The organism is Bosea vestrisii (assembly GCF_030144325.1).
Taxonomy (GTDB): Bacteria; Pseudomonadota; Alphaproteobacteria; order Rhizobiales; family Beijerinckiaceae; genus Allobosea; species Allobosea vestrisii_A.
This window is the reverse complement of record NZ_CP126307.1, coordinates 3,442,408-3,461,103: the sequence shown is the minus strand read 5'-3', so window position 1 is coordinate 3,461,103 and position 18,696 is coordinate 3,442,408. Positions and strand designations below refer to the sequence as shown.

12 protein-coding genes and 2 pseudogenes are annotated in these 18,696 nt (G+C 65.4%); 5 read left to right on the top strand and 9 right to left on the bottom strand.

The window, feature by feature from the left end:
* Positions 1-79: 79 nt before the first annotated feature.
* Positions 80-355 carry a hypothetical protein gene (locus QO058_RS17160; RefSeq protein ID WP_284167497.1) on the bottom strand — a complete coding sequence of 92 codons (276 nt, stop codon included), beginning with the start codon at positions 353-355 and terminating at the stop codon, positions 80-82.
* A gap of 111 nt (positions 356-466) precedes the next feature.
* Positions 467-2,278, bottom strand: a complete 1,812-nt coding sequence (locus QO058_RS17155; protein WP_284167496.1) for an ABC transporter ATP-binding protein/permease — start codon at positions 2,276-2,278, stop codon at positions 467-469.
* Between the two features lie 122 nt (positions 2,279-2,400).
* Here QO058_RS17155 and QO058_RS17150 point away from each other — a divergent pair, with 122 nt between their 5' ends.
* The 3 genes from QO058_RS17150 to QO058_RS17140 all read left to right on the top strand — a co-directional run bounded on the left by QO058_RS17150 (position 2,401) and on the right by QO058_RS17140 (position 4,840).
* Positions 2,401-3,162, top strand: coding sequence for a Crp/Fnr family transcriptional regulator (locus QO058_RS17150; RefSeq protein ID WP_284167495.1), 762 nt, complete (start codon positions 2,401-2,403; stop codon positions 3,160-3,162).
* Between the two features lie 123 nt (positions 3,163-3,285).
* Complete coding sequence (locus tag QO058_RS17145; protein WP_284167494.1) at positions 3,286-4,086, top strand: class I SAM-dependent methyltransferase; 801 nt, start codon at positions 3,286-3,288, stop codon at positions 4,084-4,086.
* Between the two features lie 193 nt (positions 4,087-4,279).
* Complete coding sequence (locus QO058_RS17140; RefSeq protein WP_284167493.1) at positions 4,280-4,840, top strand: NADPH-dependent FMN reductase; 561 nt, start codon at positions 4,280-4,282, stop codon at positions 4,838-4,840.
* A 15-nt stretch (positions 4,841-4,855) separates the two neighbouring features.
* Here the strand turns inward: QO058_RS17140 and QO058_RS17135 are convergent, their stop codons facing one another.
* Positions 4,856-5,221 (bottom strand): hypothetical protein, encoded by a 366-nt coding sequence (locus tag QO058_RS17135; protein ID WP_284167492.1) that lies wholly within the window; start codon positions 5,219-5,221, stop codon positions 4,856-4,858.
* Between the two features lie 275 nt (positions 5,222-5,496).
* Between QO058_RS17135 and recQ the strand changes: the two are divergent.
* Together recQ and gyrB are read left to right on the top strand one after the other, a co-directional pair.
* Positions 5,497-7,351 (top strand): annotated as a pseudogene (gene recQ, locus QO058_RS17130) (DNA helicase RecQ).
* Between the two features lie 118 nt (positions 7,352-7,469).
* The gene (gene gyrB / locus QO058_RS17125) at positions 7,470-9,908 is read left to right on the top strand and encodes a DNA topoisomerase (ATP-hydrolyzing) subunit B (protein WP_284167491.1); all 2,439 of its coding nucleotides are present in this window, start codon (positions 7,470-7,472) and stop codon (positions 9,906-9,908) included.
* 194 nt (positions 9,909-10,102) lie between these two features.
* Here the strand turns inward: gyrB and QO058_RS17120 are convergent, their stop codons facing one another.
* The 6 genes and pseudogenes from QO058_RS17120 to QO058_RS17095 all read right to left on the bottom strand — a co-directional run bounded on the left by QO058_RS17120 (position 10,103) and on the right by QO058_RS17095 (position 18,639).
* Positions 10,103-10,483 (bottom strand): hypothetical protein, encoded by a 381-nt coding sequence (locus QO058_RS17120; protein ID WP_284167490.1) that lies wholly within the window; start codon positions 10,481-10,483, stop codon positions 10,103-10,105.
* A gap of 154 nt (positions 10,484-10,637) precedes the next feature.
* Complete coding sequence (locus QO058_RS17115; protein WP_284167489.1) at positions 10,638-11,687, bottom strand: methyltransferase domain-containing protein; 1,050 nt, start codon at positions 11,685-11,687, stop codon at positions 10,638-10,640.
* A 132-nt stretch (positions 11,688-11,819) separates the two neighbouring features.
* Positions 11,820-12,896 (bottom strand): alpha/beta fold hydrolase, encoded by a 1,077-nt coding sequence (locus QO058_RS17110; RefSeq protein ID WP_347975387.1) that lies wholly within the window; start codon positions 12,894-12,896, stop codon positions 11,820-11,822.
* A gap of 361 nt (positions 12,897-13,257) precedes the next feature.
* Positions 13,258-14,127, bottom strand: a pseudogene (locus QO058_RS17105) (transposase); the annotation flags it as partial.
* A 292-nt stretch (positions 14,128-14,419) separates the two neighbouring features.
* On the bottom strand, positions 14,420-17,530 hold the full coding sequence (locus QO058_RS17100; RefSeq protein ID WP_284167487.1) for an efflux RND transporter permease subunit: 3,111 nt from the start codon (positions 17,528-17,530) through the stop codon (positions 14,420-14,422).
* On the bottom strand, positions 17,530-18,639 hold the full coding sequence (locus QO058_RS17095) for an efflux RND transporter periplasmic adaptor subunit (protein ID WP_284167486.1): 1,110 nt from the start codon (positions 18,637-18,639) through the stop codon (positions 17,530-17,532). Before QO058_RS17095 ends, QO058_RS17100 begins: the two co-directional genes overlap by 1 nt.
* Positions 18,640-18,696: the final 57 nt, after the last annotated feature.

Genomic DNA, 18,696 nt, shown 5'->3' with positions numbered 1-18,696 from the left:
AGCCGCCTCGCGGCGGCTTTGCTGATCGGTCACACCTGACTACGCGCGAGCGGCGGATCGGTTCCGCCAGAAGCTCGGATCAGCGCAGGATAGTATTGCCCTTGAGGCTGGCCTCGCGCTGCGAGGTCGGCACCACGCGGTGCGCGAAGTCACGGCGCATTTCGGCCGGATTGACCGCCGCAAACTGGACGTCGGTCGGAGCGCCACGCTGGATTTTGGCCTGGGCGACCGCTTCCGAGCTCTCGCCGAAGCCGTTCTGGATCGAGGCGCCCATGGTGAGCGCGGTTACGACCAACGCCATGCCGCCGAAGAAAGTGGCAGCGCGCTTGAGGGGGGCAAGGCTGGCGGTGGTCATCTTCGCTCTCCCGGTTCGTGTGATCGCTTTGAAAGTCGGTACGGCTTCTCAACCCGTTCGGCGGGGACTTGTTCCGATCTGCCTGGAATTCGCAGCAAGCCCGATTCTTTTTCAGGCTGCCCGCTCGTCGTTGGCGGCCTCGCGGCGGCGGAACAGCCGCCAGAGCGACCTGGTCAGGCGCTTCGAGGTCAGGTGCGCGCCAGCCTCGCGCTTCTCGAAAGTGATCTTGCGTTCGTGGAAATCCTCGAGGCCGGGCCGATGCCCGACACTGATGATCGTCGCATAGGAGAGTTCGGTCTCGATCAGCCCGAGCAGCGAGTCCTGGCTGGCTTCGTCGAGCGCCGAGGTCGCTTCGTCCATGATGATGATGTCGGGTTTCTGGATCAGCAACCGCGCGAAGGCGACGCGCTGGCGCTCGCCGCCCGACAGGGTCTGGTCCCAACGCTCCTCCTCGTCGAGGCGTCGGCCGAGCGAGGCGAGACCGCAGCGTCTCAGCGCATCCCTGACCGCCTCGTCGTCGACGCGGCTCTCAGCTTCCGGATAAAGCATCACGTCGCGCAGCATACCCATCGGCAGATAGGGCTTCTGCGGCACGAAGGCGATGCGCTTGCCCGGTGGCAGCTTGATCGAGCCCGAGCCCCAGGGCCAGAGGCCCGCGATCGCCCGGATCAAGGTGCTTTTACCCGTTCCGCTCTCGCCGGCGATCAGCACCTTCTCGCCGGCGGCAATCACCACCGATGCGTCGGCGATGACGATCCGCCCATTGCTGTGGGCGATCGAAAGATCGGCGATATGGATGCCTCCATCCTCGCTCTCGCCCAGCTCGATCTGCGTCTCGCCTTCCATGATCGTACCGATATCGAGCGCCTCCAGCGCTTCCACCAGCTCATCGACGCGGGTCACCGAGGCGAACCACTCTGCCAATCGCACGAAATTATCGACGAACCAGATCAAGGCCGCCTGCACGGCGCTGAAGGCGGCGACGACCTGCATGACCGCGCCGAGCGAGATCTCGCCCGAGAGGTATTTCGGTGCGATGAGCAGCAGCGGCACGATCGGAAACAGCGCGCCGTTGGTATTCAGCACGATCGCGATGACGCCTTGCTGCCGGATCACCTTCAGCCAGGCGGCGACGACCCGGCCATAGTTTTCGCCGACGGAATCGCGCTCGTCGGCGTCGCCCTTGATCAGGGCGATGCTCTCGGCGTTCTCGCGCAGCCGCGTCATCTCGGCGCGGAACTGCGCCTCGGCCTCGTTCTTGGCGGCGATGCGTGGCACCAGCGGCCGCCCGGCAAAGTAGGCCGCGAGCGAGGCGATCGTCGCATAGCCGATGGCGGCGATCGCCATATAGCTGGGTATCACGATCTCGGACCCGCCAAGCGTGAAGTGCGCCGAGCCGGCGACCTGCCAGAGAATCGCGGCAAAGGTCACCCCCGTGACGAAAGCACTGAGCAGCCCGATCGCAAACTCGACCAGGGGCTCGATGGCGAGGCGCACATCCTCGGCGATGCGGTACTCGGGCGCGCTCTGCTCCCGCGCGACGAACTGCATTCGGTAATAGCGCTGGTCGGCGATCCACCAGCCGGCGAGGCGATGCGTCAGCCATTCGCGCCAGCGCACCTGCAACAGCATCCGGCTGATGACCAGGCAGGACAACGATGCTGCCGAGGCCGCGACGATCAACGGCAGCCAGCCGACTGCCGTCCAGACCTTGTCGAGGTCGCGCTTCTCCAGCGCGTCGAAAAACAGGCGATTCCAGCTATTGACGCCGACAGCGGCGCCGAGCTGGGCAGCGACGAATAGCAGCACCGCGAGGGTGAGGCCCCAGGCGTGCGCCCGGCTCCGCCCGGTCCAGAAGCGCCGGGCCACGCGAAAGAACTGACGCAGACGCGAGCGCCGCAACCCGGAGGCGGGTGGTTTCATGCGATGGCCTCCAGAGCCGATCAGGTGTGTTGAGACGGGCGCGATTGCTATGCAGCGGGTTTCACGCCAAACAGAAAACGCAAGCGTTCGCCGAGAGTTCCCGGCGAGCGAGGGAGCCCGGCGTGATCGTCGCAACGAGCAATCATCGCAATCAGCGTGGCCTGTCCTGTCTCGCCTGCCCCTTGCGGCTGAAGCCAGCCTTCAAGGACAAGTCGGACGAGGAAATCCGCTTCATCGAGGCGATGAAGCTCGACCATCGCCAAGTACCGGCTGGCAGCGACATCATCCATCCCGGCCAGGAGGATGCCGAGCTCTACACGCTCTTCTCCGGCTGGGCCTTCCGCTACAAATCGCTGCCGGACGGGCGCAGACAAATCCTCAACTTCCTCCTGCCCGGCGATCTCGTCGGCCTGCAGGCCTCGCTGCTGAGTGCCGCCCAGCACGGCATCGAGGCTTTGACCGAGGTCGAGCTCTGCGTCTTCCCGCGCCGGCGCACCTATGAACTCTTCGGACGGATGCCCGCACTGGCTTACGAACTCGCCTGGCTCGGATCGCGCGAGGAGAGCCTGATCGACGAGAACCTGACCTCGGTCGGCCAGCGCAGCGCCCAGGAACGGATCGCAGCGCTAGTGATCTCGCTCTACCGCCGGGCCGAGGTGCTCGGGCTCGTCGCCGAGAACAGCTTCGTCTTCCCACTGACGCAGCAGCAGCTCGCCGACGCCCTCGGCCTTTCGCTCGTCCATACCAGCAAGACCTGGGCCCGGCTGCGCAAGGCCGGGATGTTCTCGCTCGAACGTGGCCGCCTCACTGTCCATAACCCGCGGCTGACGGAACGCATGGCGCTACTCTTCGACAGCGAATTGCAGCCGCGCCCGCTGATCTGAGCGCCCGCTTGAGAAATCGCTGGCTTCGACCTGCTCTTGACCCCATATGACAGCGGCGTAACGTCACATCGTTGTCATGTCGCTTCGGTGCGGGCCAATTCCCTCGCCAAACTGAGGTTCTGGATGGCCCAACCCGCTTCCGGTCAGCGCTTGCGCACCACTCGCCTCGGGCGCTCGTCCGTCGCCGCGCGGCTGGAGCACGAGGTGCGGTTGACCGCCGCCGATCTCGTCGACAGCGTCGCCGAAGCGAGATTGCGGGTCGCTGCGGCGCGTTACAAGGTCGAGGATGAAGTCCGCAACACCGCCGACAAGTTCAAGTCGCGCGTCCGCAAGGCTGCCGACGAGGCCAAGGCCCGTTTCGGCGACGATGCCCGCTTCCTCAAATCCTGGATCGATTCGCCTGGCCGCACCGGCGCCGTCGCGCCATCGAGCCCGTTCCTGGCCAAGCGCATGGCATCCTATGTCGACCCGTTGGCCGAGGGGCCGGTGGTCGAGATCGGGCCCGGCACCGGCCCGGTCACCGAGGCACTGATCGCGCGCGGGATCGACGAGTCCAGGCTGATCCTGGTCGAGTACAGTCCGGAATTCTGCGAGCTGCTGCGCCGGCGCTTCCCGCAGGCCACGGTCATCGAGGGCGATGCCTATGCGCTCTCGACCACGCTCGCCGGACACCTGACCGAAAAGGCGAGCGCAGTAGTGTCCTCGCTGCCTCTGTTCAACAAGCCGCCGGCGGAGCGTGTCGAGCTGGTACAGGACGCCTTCACCAATGTGCTGCGCCCCGGCGCGCCCTTCATCCAGTTCACCTATGCGGTGATCTCGCCGGTGCCGCGCAAGGGCTCCCATCTCAAGGCGCAGGTCTCCGACTGGGTGCTGCGCAACATCCCGCCGGCGCGCGTCTGGGTCTATCGCCGCGCCAAGCCATGATGGCGCGGGCTTGACGGGACGCCTGCATCGCTTCGACATCGCGCGATGAGAACGCCGGAGCGATCACTCCGGCTCGAGCATTCCCGCGTTTCTCCGAATCGCGTGAATACTCCAAGTTTTTGGTTTGACGCATTTTCTTCACGCGAACCGGTGCCCACTTCGCTCGAAAATGCTCTAGTTTGTCGGAGTGACCATGCCCAAAATCCTCGTCTTCGCCGGCTCCTGGCGGCCGGGCTCGATGAATGCCCGGCTCGCGACCTTGATCGCCGGGAATCTCAAGGATGCCGGCGCTGAGGTGACGCAGATCTCGCTCGGCGACTATCCGCTGCCGCTGATCGACGCCCGCGCCTATGACAACGACCCGCCTGGCGAGGCGAAGGCGCTGGCGGCGCTGGTCGATGCACATGACGGGCTCTTCATCGCCAGCCCGGAATACAATGCCGGCTATCCGCCGGCGCTGAAGAACGCGCTCGACTGGATCAGCATCGTGCGCTCCGGAGGACCCGGCCTCAGGGGCAAGGTCGTCGCCATCGGGGGCGCCTCGGCGGGCAATCTCGGCACCTATCGCTGCCTGACGCAGCTGCGCACCGTGCTCGAGCTCGGCTTCGGCGCGCTGCTGGTCCCGGAGATGCTTGCCGTCAACGGCGCCGACAAGGCCTATGGCGAAGACGGCGACCTCTCCGACAAGCGCCTGAAGGGCATGCGCGACAAGCTGGTGGCGCGGCTGGTGAAGGTCGCCGGGCTGGCGCCCTGAACGATCAGGGCAGCCTTACTCGATCTGGCATTTGTCCCTGGCAGGAGAGAGCCGCCAGGTGCCGTCGTCGGGTTTGGCGGGGATCCGCGCGGCGTTGTCGGCGATCTCTTCGGCATCGTACGGGTTGGGATTGACCCAGATGCCAGCATTGCGGATGTCGAGCGTGCCGTTTGGCCCGCGCTCGATCTGCCAGCTGCCCGCCTCCCATTCCGGCACGCAGCGCAGCCCCTGCCCCGCCGCCTTGCAGAAGCCGCTCAGCTGATAATCATAGCCGGTGATGGCGTTGCGCTCGCGCAGGTTGAAGTAAAGCATCACGAAGAAGCTGCCGCCCTGTCCGGGCTGCCAGCCTCCCGGCAGGTGCACCAGCCGAATACGCGTCACCAGCTGCTTCGGATGGGCGCGAAGATGCGCCTCGTCATATTTGCGTTCCCAGCAGGCTGCAGCCCGAAGCGGCAGCTCGCGCTCGAGCGGCCGGGCTTGCGCCGCCGCAAGCAAGACAACAGACGGCGCCCGTCAGAAGCAGTCGCATGGAGGCCTCCTCGGCAATTGCCGTAGCGTGAGGCAGCCAGGGTGGCCGATCAAGCGGACTTGCAGGAATCGGGGATGGTTTCGCCGCGGCACTGGCCTTCATGGAGCGAATCCGGCACATCCGGCCGATGTCGTCGCCTCGCGAATCAGAAGCCCGCGCGATCCTGAAGTCGGTTTTCGGCTATGATGATTTCCGCCCTGGGCAATGGGAGGTGATCGAGGCTGCGCTCGCGGGCCGCGATGTCTTCGCGGTGATGCCGACCGGCTCGGGCAAATCGATGTGCTACCAGCTGCCGGCGCTGGTCGCCGGAGGGCTAACGCTGGTGGTCTCACCGCTGATCGCGCTGATGCGCGACCAGGTCGGGCAGTTGACGCGGGCCGGCGTCGCGGCGGCGTCGCTCAACTCGATGAACAGCGAAGCTGAGGCGAGCGACGCCTGGGCGAAGCTCAACGCCGGCGAACTCAGACTGCTCTTCGTCTCGCCCGAGCGGCTGGCGGGAGAGGGGCTGGTTGCCCGCCTGCGCCGCCTCGGCGTCACCAGGCTCGCCATCGACGAAGCGCATTGCGTCTCGCAATGGGGCCACGACTTCCGCCCGGAATACCGGCTGCTCTCGAAGGTGCGCGAGGCGCTCGGCGATGTCCCTGTGACGGCGCTGACGGCGACGGCCGACCGCCAGACGCGCGACGACATCGCCCAGCAGCTCTTCCCGGCGCCGCCGCACCTCGTCGTCCACTCCTTCGACCGGCCAAATCTGAAGCTCGCCTTCGCGCCGAAGGAGCAACCGCGCCGGCAGATCGACGATTTCCTGAAAGTGCACCGCGGCGGCTCGGGCATCGTCTACTGCTCCTCGCGCGGGCGCACCGAGCGTCTCGCAGCGGGCCTGAGCGAGAAGGGCTGGAAGGCCTATGCCTATCATGCCGGGCTGGAACAGGCCGAGCGCAACCGCAACCAGGACATCTTCCTGCAAGAGGATGGCGTCGTCGTCTGCGCCACGATCGCCTTCGGCATGGGCATCAACAAGCCCGATGTGCGCTTCGTCGTCCATGCCGACATGCCGGGCTCAATCGAGAGCTACTACCAGGAGATCGGCCGCGCCGGCCGCGACGGCCTGCCGGCGGATACGCTGACTCTCTACGGCGTCGACGACATGGCGCTGCGCCGCCGCCAGATCGACGAGAAGCAGATCGACGAGGAGCGCCGCCGGATCGAGCACAAGCGCCTCAACGCGATGATCGACCTGTGCGAGTCGGCGCTGTGCCGACGCTCGGCCCTGCTGTCCTATTTCGGCGAGGCGGTAGAGCCCTGCCGGCATGGCCAAGTGAACTCTGGCAACGCTCCGTTCCGCTGCGACCTCTGCGGACCCGCGACTCCCGAGCTCACCGATGCCACGCTCGACGCGCGCAAGCTGCTCTCGGCCGTCATCCGGTCCGGCCAGCGCTTCGGCGCCTGCCACCTCGCCGACATCCTGACCGGCACGACAACCGACACGATCCGCCGCCAGAACCATGACGGCCTGAAGACCTTCGGCGTCGGCAACGACAAGCCCAAGGTCGCCTGGATGGCGCTGACGCGAAAGCTCTTCGCCGCCGGCGCGCTTGCAGAGGCCAGCAGCGAGCATGGCGGCTTCTGCCTGACGGCGAAGGGCGAGGACATCCTGTTCGGCCGCGAGCCGATCGCGCTGCGCGTCGACCCCCTGGGCGAACGACGCTCGCGCCGCGGCCAGCGCGAGGCGGCGCGTGCCGACGGGCTCGACGGCGATACCGCCGCGCTGTTCGAGCATCTGCGCCAGCTGCGCCTGACCCTCGCCCGCGAGGAGGGGGGTGGCGGCCTATATCATCTTCACCGACCGGACGCTGATCGCGATGGCGCGTGAGCGCCCGCTCGGGCTGGAGGAGATGCGCGCCATCGAAGGCGTCGGCGAACGCAAGCTCGCACAGTACGGCGAGGTTTTCCTCGATGCGATCGCGACATTCTCTGGCTAAATCCGCCACTCTCGCGTACGCGGGCGTGCGCACGTGAAAAAGCCATCCTGAAGCCCTATATTCTCCTGACGAATCAAGATCATCGCGGGCGCCTGCTCGCCCGCCGAAGGACCCCACCATGAGCGATGCTGCCCGCGACCTCGAGGATGCCGCCTATGGCGCCGATTCCATCAAGGTTCTCAAGGGCCTGGACGCGGTGCGCAAGCGCCCAGGGATGTATATCGGCGACACCGATGACGGCTCGGGCCTGCACCACATGGTCTATGAGGTGGTCGACAACGCCATCGACGAGGCGCTCGGCGGCCATGCCGACCTCGTCACGGTGACGCTGAATGCCGAAGGCTCGGTCACCGTAACCGACAATGGTCGCGGCATCCCGACCGCCATCCACAGCGAGGAAGGCATCTCGGCGGCCGAGGTCATCATGACCCAGCTTCATGCCGGCGGTAAGTTCGACCAAAACTCCTACAAGGTCTCCGGCGGTCTGCATGGCGTCGGCGTCTCGGTCGTCAACGCACTCTCGGTCTCGCTGAAGCTGCGGATCTGGCGCGGCGGCAGCGAGCATTTCATGGAGTTCCGCCATGGCGACGCGGTTGCCCCGCTCGCAATCGTCGGGCCGGCCGGCGACAAGCGCGGCACGGAGGTGACGTTCACGCCCTCCCAAGAAACCTTCACGATGATCGAGTTCGACTACAAGACGCTCGAGCACCGACTGCGCGAACTCGCCTTCCTGAATTCGGGCGTGCGCATCGTGCTGACCGATGCCCGCCATGCCGAGGTCGTCCGCGAGGAGCTGATGTACGAGGGTGGTGTCGAAGCCTTCGTGCGCTATCTCGACCGCGCCAAGACGCCGATCATCAGCCAGCCCGTGATGCTCACGAACGAGAAGGACGGCATCACCGTCGACGTCGCGCTGTGGTGGAACGACAGCTACCACGAGAATGTGCTCTGCTTCACCAACAACATCCCGCAACGCGATGGCGGCACCCACCTCGCCGGTTTCCGCGCCGCGCTGACGAGGCAGGTCACGGGCTATGCCGAGACCTCCGGCATCTCGAAGAAGGAGAAGGTCTCGCTCACCGGCGACGATTGCCGCGAGGGCCTGACCGCGATCGTCTCGGTCAAGGTGCCGGATCCGAAGTTCTCCTCGCAGACCAAGGACAAGCTGGTCTCCTCCGAGGTCCGCCCCGTTGTCGAGAACGTCGTCAACCAGGCGCTCTCGACCTGGCTCGAGGAGCATCCGAATGAGGCCAAGACCATCGTCGGCAAGGTCGCCGAGGCAGCCGCCGCCCGCGAGGCCGCCCGCAAGGCGCGCGACCTCACCCGCCGCAAGGGCGCGCTCGACATCGCCTCTCTCCCAGGCAAATTGGCTGACTGCCAAGAGAGAGATCCGGCCAAATCCGAGCTCTTCATCGTCGAGGGCGACTCGGCCGGCGGCTCGGCCAAGCAGGGCCGGGCTCGCGAGTACCAGGCCGTGCTGCCGCTGCGCGGCAAGATCCTCAATGTCGAGCGGGCGCGCTTCGACAAGATGCTGTCCTCCGACCAGGTCGGCACGCTGATCACCGCGCTCGGCACCGGTATCGGCCGCGACGAGAAGGACTCCGGCGCCTTCAACATCGAGAAGCTGCGCTACCACAAGATCATCATCATGACCGACGCGGACGTGGACGGCGCCCACATTCGCACGCTGCTGCTCACCTTCTTCTACCGGCAGATGCCGGAGCTGATCGAGCGCGGCCACCTCTTCATCGCCCAGCCGCCGCTCTACAAGGCGGCGCGCGGCAAGTCGCAGACCTATCTCAAGGACGAGCGCGCGCTGGAGGACTATCTCGTCGACAGCGCGCTCGACGGTGCCGTCTTCCGCACCGGCGAGGGCAGCGAGCGCGGCGGCGCTGATCTCCGCGCCCTGATCGAGGAAGCGCGCAGCATCCGCAACACGCTCTCGCAGCTGCATTCGCGCTATGATCGGCGCGTTGTCGAGCAGACCGCCATCGCCGGCGCGCTGCGTCCGCAGGGCGAACGCGGCGAGGCCGAGCTCAACGAGGCCGCGACCTATGTCGCGCGCCGGCTCGATGCGATCTCGGACGAGATCGAGCGCGGCTGGGAGGGCAAGGCGGCCGATGGCGGCTTTGTGTTCTCGCGGCTGGTGCGCGGCGTAAAGCAGGTCGTCTCGCTCGATTCCGGGCTTCTCGCCAGCGCCGAAGCACGCCGGCTCGACGCCGCCGCCGTTTCGCTGCGGGAGGCCTATGGCCGGCCCGGCGTGCTCAGCCGCAAGGGCGACGACCATGCCGTCAATGGGCCGAGCGATCTGTTCGACGCGGTCAATGCCATCGGCAAGAAGGGCGTTTCGCTGCAGCGCTACAAAGGCCTCGGCGAGATGAACCCCGGCCAGCTCTGGGAGACGACGCTCGACCGTGACGTCCGCTCGCTGCTGCGCGTCAAGAACGACCAGAACGACGAGGCCGACGACCTCTTCGTCAAGCTGATGGGCGACGTCGTCGAGCCGCGGCGCGAGTTCATCCAGGCCAATGCGCTGAACGCGACTGTCGATACCTGAGCGGCACAGTTCTAGGAGATCCGCGCAGTGAAGACAGTCGAGGGCAGGCCGATCAGCCTGATGGTCAAGCCGGCCGGCTCGCTCTGCTCCAGGGCCCGGCCAAATGGGCCGGCGCCGACGCCAGGGCGTTGATCACGGCCGCGATCGGCCGGCGCTGAGCTTCAGTAGGCAACGACCGTCCATTCGATAGCGCCCTATGGGCTGACATTGTAGGTCAAAATGCCCTTTCCGCTACCGGCGCCCTGACTGCCGCTGCCCCCGAACTTGCCCTCCGCATTCCGCCGAATGCCGGTCAGCGTGATCAAGACCTGGAAGTATTCCTCTTCGCCGGCTTTGTGCGATGCGCGCGGCGTTTTCGACCCGATCAGCATCGTGGCAGGCGATTCGGACTTCCACTCCCAGTACAGGTATTCCTTGCTGTCGCTGGTGAAGCTGATCTTGCCTTTGTCCGTGCTGTCCTTTTCGTGCAACCAACGTCCGAAAGCCGATGTTCCGGAATTCTCCCGCTTGTCGGTGAGCCCCAGTATCGCCCAGGCGCTGCCTTGTTCGATCATGATCCTATGCGCCCTCAGCATGACGGACTCTCCTGAGTGAGTTCGGAAAAGGCGACGACAACATCGGCATGGCGAGCGTGGCCCGCACTGGCACACACCCACAAACATCATCGGATCGCTCCGGGAATGGCACGAGCGATGAGAAAGCTGGGGAAGCGGCGCCCATCGCACCGGCTCAGGTCGCTTCGAGCACCATGTTGAGCGGCGTCTCTGCAGCGCGGCGCACCTGATTGAACCCGCCGGAGCGGATCACCGCGGCGATCCGCTTCTCGCCCGCCTGGGCGCCAAGCGCGAGGCCGGTCTCCTGCGCCAGCGATGTCGGAACGCAGATCATCGTCGACGCGGAGTAGTAGATGCGCCCGACCGGATTGATGTTGTCGTCGAGTGCGTCGCCCGCCATTGGCTCGACCACCATCCATGTGCCGCCGGCTTTCAGCGCTTTGCGGATATGCGACGCGGCGCCTTGCGGATCGCCCATGTCGTGAAGGCAGTCGAAGCAGGTGATCAGGTCGAGGTCGCGGCCGCCGAAGTCCTGCGCGCGGCCGACCTCGAATGTCAGATTGGTCAGCCCGTGCGATCGCGCATGCGCGGTGGCGGCTGCGATCGACGCGGGGTGGAAATCGTATCCAGTGAAGTGTGATTTCGGGAACGCCTGCGCCATCAGGATGGTCGAGAGCCCGTGGCCGCAGCCGACATCGGCGACCGTCGCGCCGGCCTTCAGCCTGTCGACGACGCCGTCGAGCGCCGGCAGCCAATCCTGCACGAGGGCGTTGACGTAACCCGGACGGAACAGCCGCGCCACCGCGCAGAACATGCAGCCCGCCTGCTCGCCCCAGGCGACGCCGCGTCCGGTCTTGAACGCCGCCTGCACCTTCGGCTGGTTCTCGACCATCGCCGCCGCCGTATCGAACGCACCGATCAGGTGGACCGGGCTGTCGGGCTCCGCGAAGATGAAGGACTGCTCCGGCGTCAGCGAGAATGTCCCGCCTTCGTGGCGCACATAGCCGGAGGCCGCCTGGGCCGACAGCCACTCGCGCACATAGCGGCTGGCGCATCCGGCTGCGCTCGCAAGCTCGTCGGCGGTGGCCGGGCCGATCTCCTTCAGCGTCCTGTAGAGACCGAGCGCGTCACCGATCCGGACCAGGGGCACGCTGACCGCTCCGCCGATGTCGCCGAGCACGCGGCCGACGAGTTCGTTAAGGGTGGCTTCGTTGAACTGGGTCATGGCGGGTCCTCCTCCCCTTTGGCCGGCAGGCTTGAAGGATGAGGCCAATCTTGGTCGCCGCGCATGAGGCGGCAGTCCCGCGCGGGCGGGGAAATGGGACCAACCGGAAGGACAAATGTCCCAAGCTCGGCGTCAATCGGTCGGTGGCTGCTCGCTGCCGAGTGCCAGGACGATCGCCTGGGACCGACTATGCACGCCGAGCTTGCTGAAGATCACCGACAACTGGTTGCGCACCGTCTTGGCACTCTTGCCGAGCCTCTGCGCGATCGCCCGGTTGTCGAGCCCCTCTGCGATGAGCTTCAGGATCGCCGTTTCGGCGGCCGTCAGGCCGGCCTGAACGATGGCGCGTGGCTGTGCGGGCTTGTCCCAGCCGAGGAAGGCGGCAAGCTCGGCATGAAACACCGCCCAGGCCGGCTCGTCCGGCAGCAGCACATGGTTCTTGCTCTCGAGCGGCACGAAGCGCGCGCCAGGGATCGCGGCCGCGAGCTTGCAGCCCTCGCTGAACGGCACGCGCATGTCGCCGCGGCTGTGGAGTATCAAGGTCGGGACGCTGATTTTCCTGGACAGTTCGGCCACATCGATCCCCTGCATATTGCTAAGCAGTTGAGCGGCGACGTCCGCGCTCGCGGTAACGCGTTCGAGATCGCCCCACCAGCGATGCTGTTCGGGCGTTCCGTCGGGGATGAAGAGATTGGTGAAGAACTGGCAGAATGCCGGATTGTCGCGCCCCCACCCGATGCGGATGAAATTCACCAGCGTCTCGGCCTCCAGTCGTTCGGCCTCCGTCTGCGCGCGAACCCTTCCGCCTTGGCCATACGCGTTGAGCAGAACCAGATGCGAGACGCGTTCGGGATGACGAAGTGCATAGGCAACCGCGAGCGCGCCGCCTTGCGAGAGACCGAGAAGCACGAAGCGCGGTTCGTCGATCGACGCCGCCACGGCATCCAGGTCCGCGTTCCACGCCTCGATCGAAAGATCGGCGACGTATCGCTCGGACAGGCCGCTGCCGCGCGGATCGTATCTCACGAAACGGTTTTGAGCTGAAAGCGTCTGAAGCCAGGGGCGCCAGACCGGGCTTTCGAGGTCGTAGTCGACGTGGCTCAGCCAGTGCGCCGCGCGCAGGATCACCGGTCCTTCCCCGCACGATGCGACTGCGATGCGAGTGCCGTCGGCAGATGTGCAGAACCGTATGCTCTGGCTAAGCTTCATAGCCGGAGGATATCGCAGTCGGATGGGAGGCGACAGGATGGTCCGGTGGCTGTTCAGCCGGTTTACGCTGCAATACGGGAAACCGGATCGTGGCTTTTCGGTCCGCGGACAAGGTCCGCTTCCTGGCATCGTCTCCCCGAGACCTCATTCGAAGCGGCTGGTCGCGTTCGCCCCAAATTGTTTCGCACACCGGCAGGTCGCGGATTGAGCTTGAATCCCCGCAGCCTCCCCCCTGAACCGTTGCGAGTGTCCGGTTTCTGGCAGGACGCCAATGTCAGGTTATGGCGGATAGCGTTGAAAAAGTCGGTCCTGAGATCGGCGCTGGTGCGGATTGGATTTGGCGGCGGGGGCCTTCGCTGGGTCAGGCAGGCCTGAACTGCGGGCCATTCGGCAGAAGCTTGGCGAGCTTCCTGAGGTTCTGGGCTGCTGCGGCGAGGTGGAACTCGTCTCTGGCGCCATTGGGTCCGCGTAGTCGCAGCCGGTCGAGGCGCAGGATGCGTTTGAGGTGGGCGAAGAGCATCTCGACCTTTTTCCGCTCGCGCCGCGACGTGACATAGGCATCGGTCTCAGCGATGTCCCTGGCCATATCGCGGGCACCCTCATGGATCGAGCGCAGGATTTTGCGAGCGGGCATGTTGGGTGAGCACTGCGGCTTCAGCGAGCAGGCGTCGCAATCGAGCTTGCTGGCGCGGTAACGCATCATGCCCTCGTCGTCGACGAGCGGTCGCTCGGTTCGATAGACCTTCTGGCGTGGTCGCAACTCTTTCCCGCCCGGGCAGGTGTAGAGATCGCGGTCATGGTCATAGGCAAAGTCGGAGCGGCTGAAGGTGCCGTCGCTGCGCTGGGATTTGTCGAAGACCGGGATATGCGGCTCGATCCCGCGCTCGTGCACCAGCCAGGCGAGGTTCTCGGCCGAGTCATAGGCGCTGTCGGCGGCAAGCCTCGCCGGCCAAAAGCCGAAACGCTCCTGCGTCCGGTCAAGCATGGTCCGGGCCGCGCCGACTTCCGCCTGCCGGATGGCGCGACTGGCCTCGACATCGACGATGACCGCGTGGTCGAGATCGATCAGGTAGTTGGTCGCATAGGCGAAGAAGGCATGGCCCTTCAAAGCGCCGGTCCATTGCGCCGCCGGATCGGAGCGCGAGACGAACTTCGGCTTCGGCTCGCTGGCCGCGCCCCAGGCGGCCTCGTCGAGGGTATCGAGATACTCGCGCACCGACCGGCGGGTCCGGGCGCCGCTACAGGCGTGGTCTTCAGCGCGCCGTTATAGGTGCTGATCGGCGTACGGACCGGATGAGCGAGGATGATCTGGGTCTTCGTCATTTGCATCTTCCCTCCTGGATCACGCGATCGCGTCACCCGTTTCGTGGATTTCGTGATCAGTCGTGCCTTGACCGTGCGGACGACCAGAGGCGACGCTTAAAGAGTGAGGGCGTCACGTCCCCGTTTCGGGAATGCTGTCAGGCGTCGCGAAGCGCTCGATCAGTACCAACCGAGTCCGTGCGGTGATTGCCGGCAAAGCCCTACTCGGCAGCGATTGGGATGCGCAGCGCCAGTTCCTTCGTCGAAGTCTTGTGGAGCCCATCTGCAGTCGGCTTGATCCGAAACCAGACCGCGTAGAGGGCGGGGAGGAAGAGCAAGATTAGCACCGTGCCCACGGCGGTCCCGCCGATCAGCGTGTAGGCCATTGAGCCCCAGAAGACCGAGTGTGTCAGCGGGATGAAGGCTAAAACTGCGGCCAGCGCCGTCAGGATGACGGGTCGGGTTCGCTGCACGGTAGCCTCGATAACCGCGTGATAGTCGTTCAGGCCGGCGATTTTGTTCTCGTTGATCTGGTCCGTCAGGATCAACGTGTTCCGCATCAGGATGCCGGCCAGGCCGATCAGCCCCAGTATGGCGTTGAACCCGAACGGCTGGTTGAACGCGAGCAAAGTCGGAACCACTCCGATCAACCCGAGTGGCGCGGTGAGCAGCACCATCGTCATCATCGAGAACGATCGCACCTGCAGCATCACGACGATCAAGGTGACGGCGATCATGAGCGGGAAGATCTTCGCGAGCGCATCGTTCGCCTTTGTCGCTTCCTCGATCGATCCACCCATGTCGATGCGGTAGCCAGCCGGAAGCGAAGCGATCAGCGGCTGGAGTGCGGTCATGACCTGCTTGGACACCTCCGGAGGCTGCGTCGCTTCGTTGATCTCCGAGCGAACTGTGATCGTAGGCATGCGATCGCGGCGCTTTAGGATCGGCTCCTCGAGGCGGATCTCGGAGTGCCCGATCTGGTCGAGCGGAACCTGGCGGCCGTCCCGGCTCATCAGGGAGAAGTCGGCAAGACGGGATGGGTCCAGCCGGACTTCCCCCGCGCTGCGAGCAACGACGGGCACGTTACGGATGTCCTCTCGAACCTGCGTAACTGCGATGCCGGTCAGCAGGAACTGAAGCTGCTGTCCCACTTGCGCCGGCGACAGACCGATGAGGTTGAGCCGATCCTGGTCGGGCACGAAGCGAAGGACGGGCGTGCGATTGCCCCAGTCGCGGTTGGCTTCCCTGACGTCTGCCACGCCGCGCATGATCTCAAGTGCCCGGTCGGATATTTTGTAGAGCTCCGCGGGGTCAGGGCCGACGACGCGGAACTCGACCGGGAACACCGACGGAGGACCGAAGACGAACTGCGTCGCGCGCACGTAAGCCTCGGGTGCGAGCCCCTGAGCGACTGCTTCCCGAAGGCGATGCTTCAGCGTCTCGCGTGCTTTGGCATCCGGCGTCAGCACGACGATTTTCGCGAAGGCTGTGTCGGGCAATTCGGGCGACAGGGCGAGAAAGAACCTCGGAGCGCCCTGGCCGACATAGCTTGTGACGATCTTTGCCTCGGCCTGCGTCTGCAGCCACCGCTCGACCTTTTCGACCGCAGCCGTCGTCGTCTCGATGCTGCTTCCTTCCGGCAGTCGGATTTCGATGAGCACCTCGGGACGATCGGAGGTCGGGAAGAACTGCTGCTTCAAGCCGCCCATGCCGATGCCCGCGAGCGCAAAGGCGACGCCTACGATAGCGGAGGTCAGGAACTTTTGGTCGACCGCGAAGGTGATGAGCCGCCGCAGACGCCGATAGTTCGGCGTATCGTAGATCGCGTGGGTGCCGCCTTCGACCGGCTTGATCTCCGGCAGCATCTTGACCCCGAGATAGGGCGTGAAGACCACCGCGACGATCCAGGAGACGATCAGGGCAAAGCCCACGACCCAGAAGATGTTGCCGGCATACTCGCCGGCCGTCGAAGGCGCGAAACCGACCGGCAGGAAGCCGGCGATCGTCACGAGCGTGCCCGAGAGCATGGGGGCTGCGGTGTGGCTCCAGGCATAGGCTGCCGCCTTGATGCGGTCCATGCCCTCTTCCATCTTCACGACCATCACCTCGATGGCGATGATGGCGTCGTCGACGAGCAGTCCCAACGCAAGAATGAGTGCCCCGAGGGTGATGCGGTCGAAGAACCGGCCGGTCTCCAGCATGATGAAGAACACGACGGCAAGAGTGAGCGGAATGGCGGCCGCCACGACGATGCCGACACGCCCGCCGAGGCTGAGCAGGCTGACGAGGAGCACCACGCCGAGTGCCATCGCAAACTTCATCATGAACTCGTCGACCGCCGAGGAGATGTTGACGGCCTGGTCCGTCACCTTGTCGAGCGTCATCCCGAGCGGCAGCGTCTGGGCAATCGACGCGGTCTTGTTCTCCAGCGCCTTGCCCAAGGCGAGACCGTCCCAGCCCTCCTGCATGACGGCGGCGAGCATGATGGCCGGCTCGCCCTGGTGCCGGATGACGAAGCTCGGCGGGTCTTCATAACCTCGGCGGATCTGCGCGATATCGGCCAGCTTCAGCGTCCGCCCTCCGGCAGCGATCGGCGTGTCGGCAATGGCCTGGACGCTGTCATACGCGCCATCGACTCGGATGAAGACCCGCGGCCCTTTTGTGTCGATCGTGCCTGCCGGCGTGACAGTGTTCTGCCTCTGCAACGCGGCGACGATGTCCTGTGCCGAGACGCCAAGGGTCGCCAACTTGGCGTAGGAAAATTCGACGAAGATCTGCTCGGGGCGCTCGCCCAGGATATTGACCTTCTTGACGCCGGGCACGTGCAGGAGATCCTGGCGGATGGTCTCGGCCTGCCGAGCCAGTTCCCGCAGAGGCATGCCCTTGGCCTTGAGCGTGTAGAGGGCGAAGCTGACGTCCGAGTACTCGTCGTTGACGAATGGGCCAAGCACGCCCTGCGGCAGGTTGCGCGCCTCGTCCGCAAGCTTCTTTCGGGCCTGGTAGAACTCTTCCTGCACCCGTGACGGCGGCGTGGCGTCCTTCAGGTTGACCGTCATATAGGCGTAGCCCGGTCGTGTCGTGGTTTCGACGCGGTCGTACCAAGTGAGCTCCTGGATCCGTTTCTCCAACGGCTCGGCGACCAGGTCCTGCATCTCGCGGGCCGTCGCGCCCGGCCATACGGATGTGACCGTCAGTGTTTTGATGGTGAAGTTCGGATCCTCGGCCCGCCCGAGCTTGACGAATGCGTAGGCCCCAGCGGCGACGAGCAGGATGATGGTGAACAGGGTGACGGCGCGTTCGCGGACGGCGATCGCTGAAAGATTGAGGCCCATCAGTTGCCCCCGGCTTTGGACGAGGTCCGAACGCGAGCCCCCTCCCGCAGGAGATGAGCACCGAGCGAGACCACCGGGTCGCCAGCCTTCAGTCCGGAGATCACAGCGGTTTCGTTGGTCACACGCAAAAGCTTGACGGGCCGAAAGAGCACGGTCGAATTGGCGTTGTCCAAAACCCAAACGCCGGTCTTCTCGCCGTTATCGAGCACTGCTCCCAACGGAACTTGGACTTGTTGTTGGCCCCTCTGGTTCACCAACCGAATGGTGACCGTCGCGCCAAGCGGGGCCTGCGCGGCCTCGCCGTCGAGCACATAGCGCGCCTCGTAGGTGCGGGTCTGAGGATCGGCGGAATCCGATAGCTGACGCAGATGTGCGGCATAGTGACGACCATCGCCTCCATACACGCTCGCCTCGGCCGTTGAACCGATCTCCGGCCGGATCGTCTCAGGCAGAGCGACCACCGCTTCGCGAGGTCCCGCCTGGGCGAGACGGACCACTGGCTGCCCGGCAGAGACGACCTGGCCCGGTTCGCCAAGAGTTTCGATAACCGTGCCGTCGGCGTCCGCCACCAGAACCGAATAGGTCGCCTCGTTCTCGGCGACGCGCGCGTCAGCTTCGGCCGCCGCAAGTTGCGCCGTGGCTGTATCCAGCGCGGCTTTCGCCTGTTCGTAACGCTGCCGGGAAGACCAGCCATTGCTGACCAGGTTCGCGTACCGTCGCTCATCCGCCTCCGCCTGGACGAAAGCTGCACGTGCCGCCACGGCCGCATTGCGCTTCGCCGTCAGCGCAAGGCGAAGGTCAGTTTCATCGATCCGCATGAGCAGCTGACCGGCTTTGACCTGCTCGCCGACGTTCACCCGACGCTCCACGACCTTGCCGGGAACGCGAAAGCCGAGATTGCTTTGCACCCGCGCCCCGATAATGCCGGTGAAGCCGCGGTCGGAGCCGTTCACCCGCGCAGCCGTCGCCAACCTGACGATCGGAGCTTCCTGTCTCGGATCGCCTACGGCCACGGCCTCTCGCGTCCGCAGGGAAAGCGTGACAAATGCGGCCGCTCCCACCGCTGCCGTCAGGATGCCTGCCAACACAATAGCGGGTCTCTTTTTCATGCCCGTGGCCTTGCCAAATTAGATTGCATTCGCACTCTATATCGAATATAGATGCTG

Excerpts from the sequence above, each read along its gene's own strand:
- QO058_RS17160 (WP_284167497.1), bottom strand. The coding sequence starts at position 355 with ATGACCACCGCCAGCCTTGCCCCCCTCAAGCGCGCTGCCACTTTCTTC.
- QO058_RS17155 (WP_284167496.1), bottom strand. The coding sequence starts at position 2,278 with ATGAAACCACCCGCCTCCGGGTTGCGGCGCTCGCGTCTGCGTCAGTTC.
- QO058_RS17145 (WP_284167494.1), top strand. The coding sequence starts at position 3,286 with ATGGCCCAACCCGCTTCCGGTCAGCGCTTGCGCACCACTCGCCTCGGG.
- QO058_RS17140 (WP_284167493.1), top strand. The coding sequence starts at position 4,280 with ATGCCCAAAATCCTCGTCTTCGCCGGCTCCTGGCGGCCGGGCTCGATG.
- gyrB (WP_284167491.1), top strand. The coding sequence starts at position 7,470 with ATGAGCGATGCTGCCCGCGACCTCGAGGATGCCGCCTATGGCGCCGAT.
- QO058_RS17120 (WP_284167490.1), bottom strand. The coding sequence starts at position 10,483 with ATGCTGAGGGCGCATAGGATCATGATCGAACAAGGCAGCGCCTGGGCG.
- QO058_RS17115 (WP_284167489.1), bottom strand. The coding sequence starts at position 11,687 with ATGACCCAGTTCAACGAAGCCACCCTTAACGAACTCGTCGGCCGCGTG.
- QO058_RS17110 (WP_347975387.1), bottom strand. The coding sequence starts at position 12,896 with ATGAAGCTTAGCCAGAGCATACGGTTCTGCACATCTGCCGACGGCACT.
- QO058_RS17100 (WP_284167487.1), bottom strand. The coding sequence starts at position 17,530 with ATGGGCCTCAATCTTTCAGCGATCGCCGTCCGCGAACGCGCCGTCACC.
- QO058_RS17095 (WP_284167486.1), bottom strand. The coding sequence starts at position 18,639 with ATGAAAAAGAGACCCGCTATTGTGTTGGCAGGCATCCTGACGGCAGCG.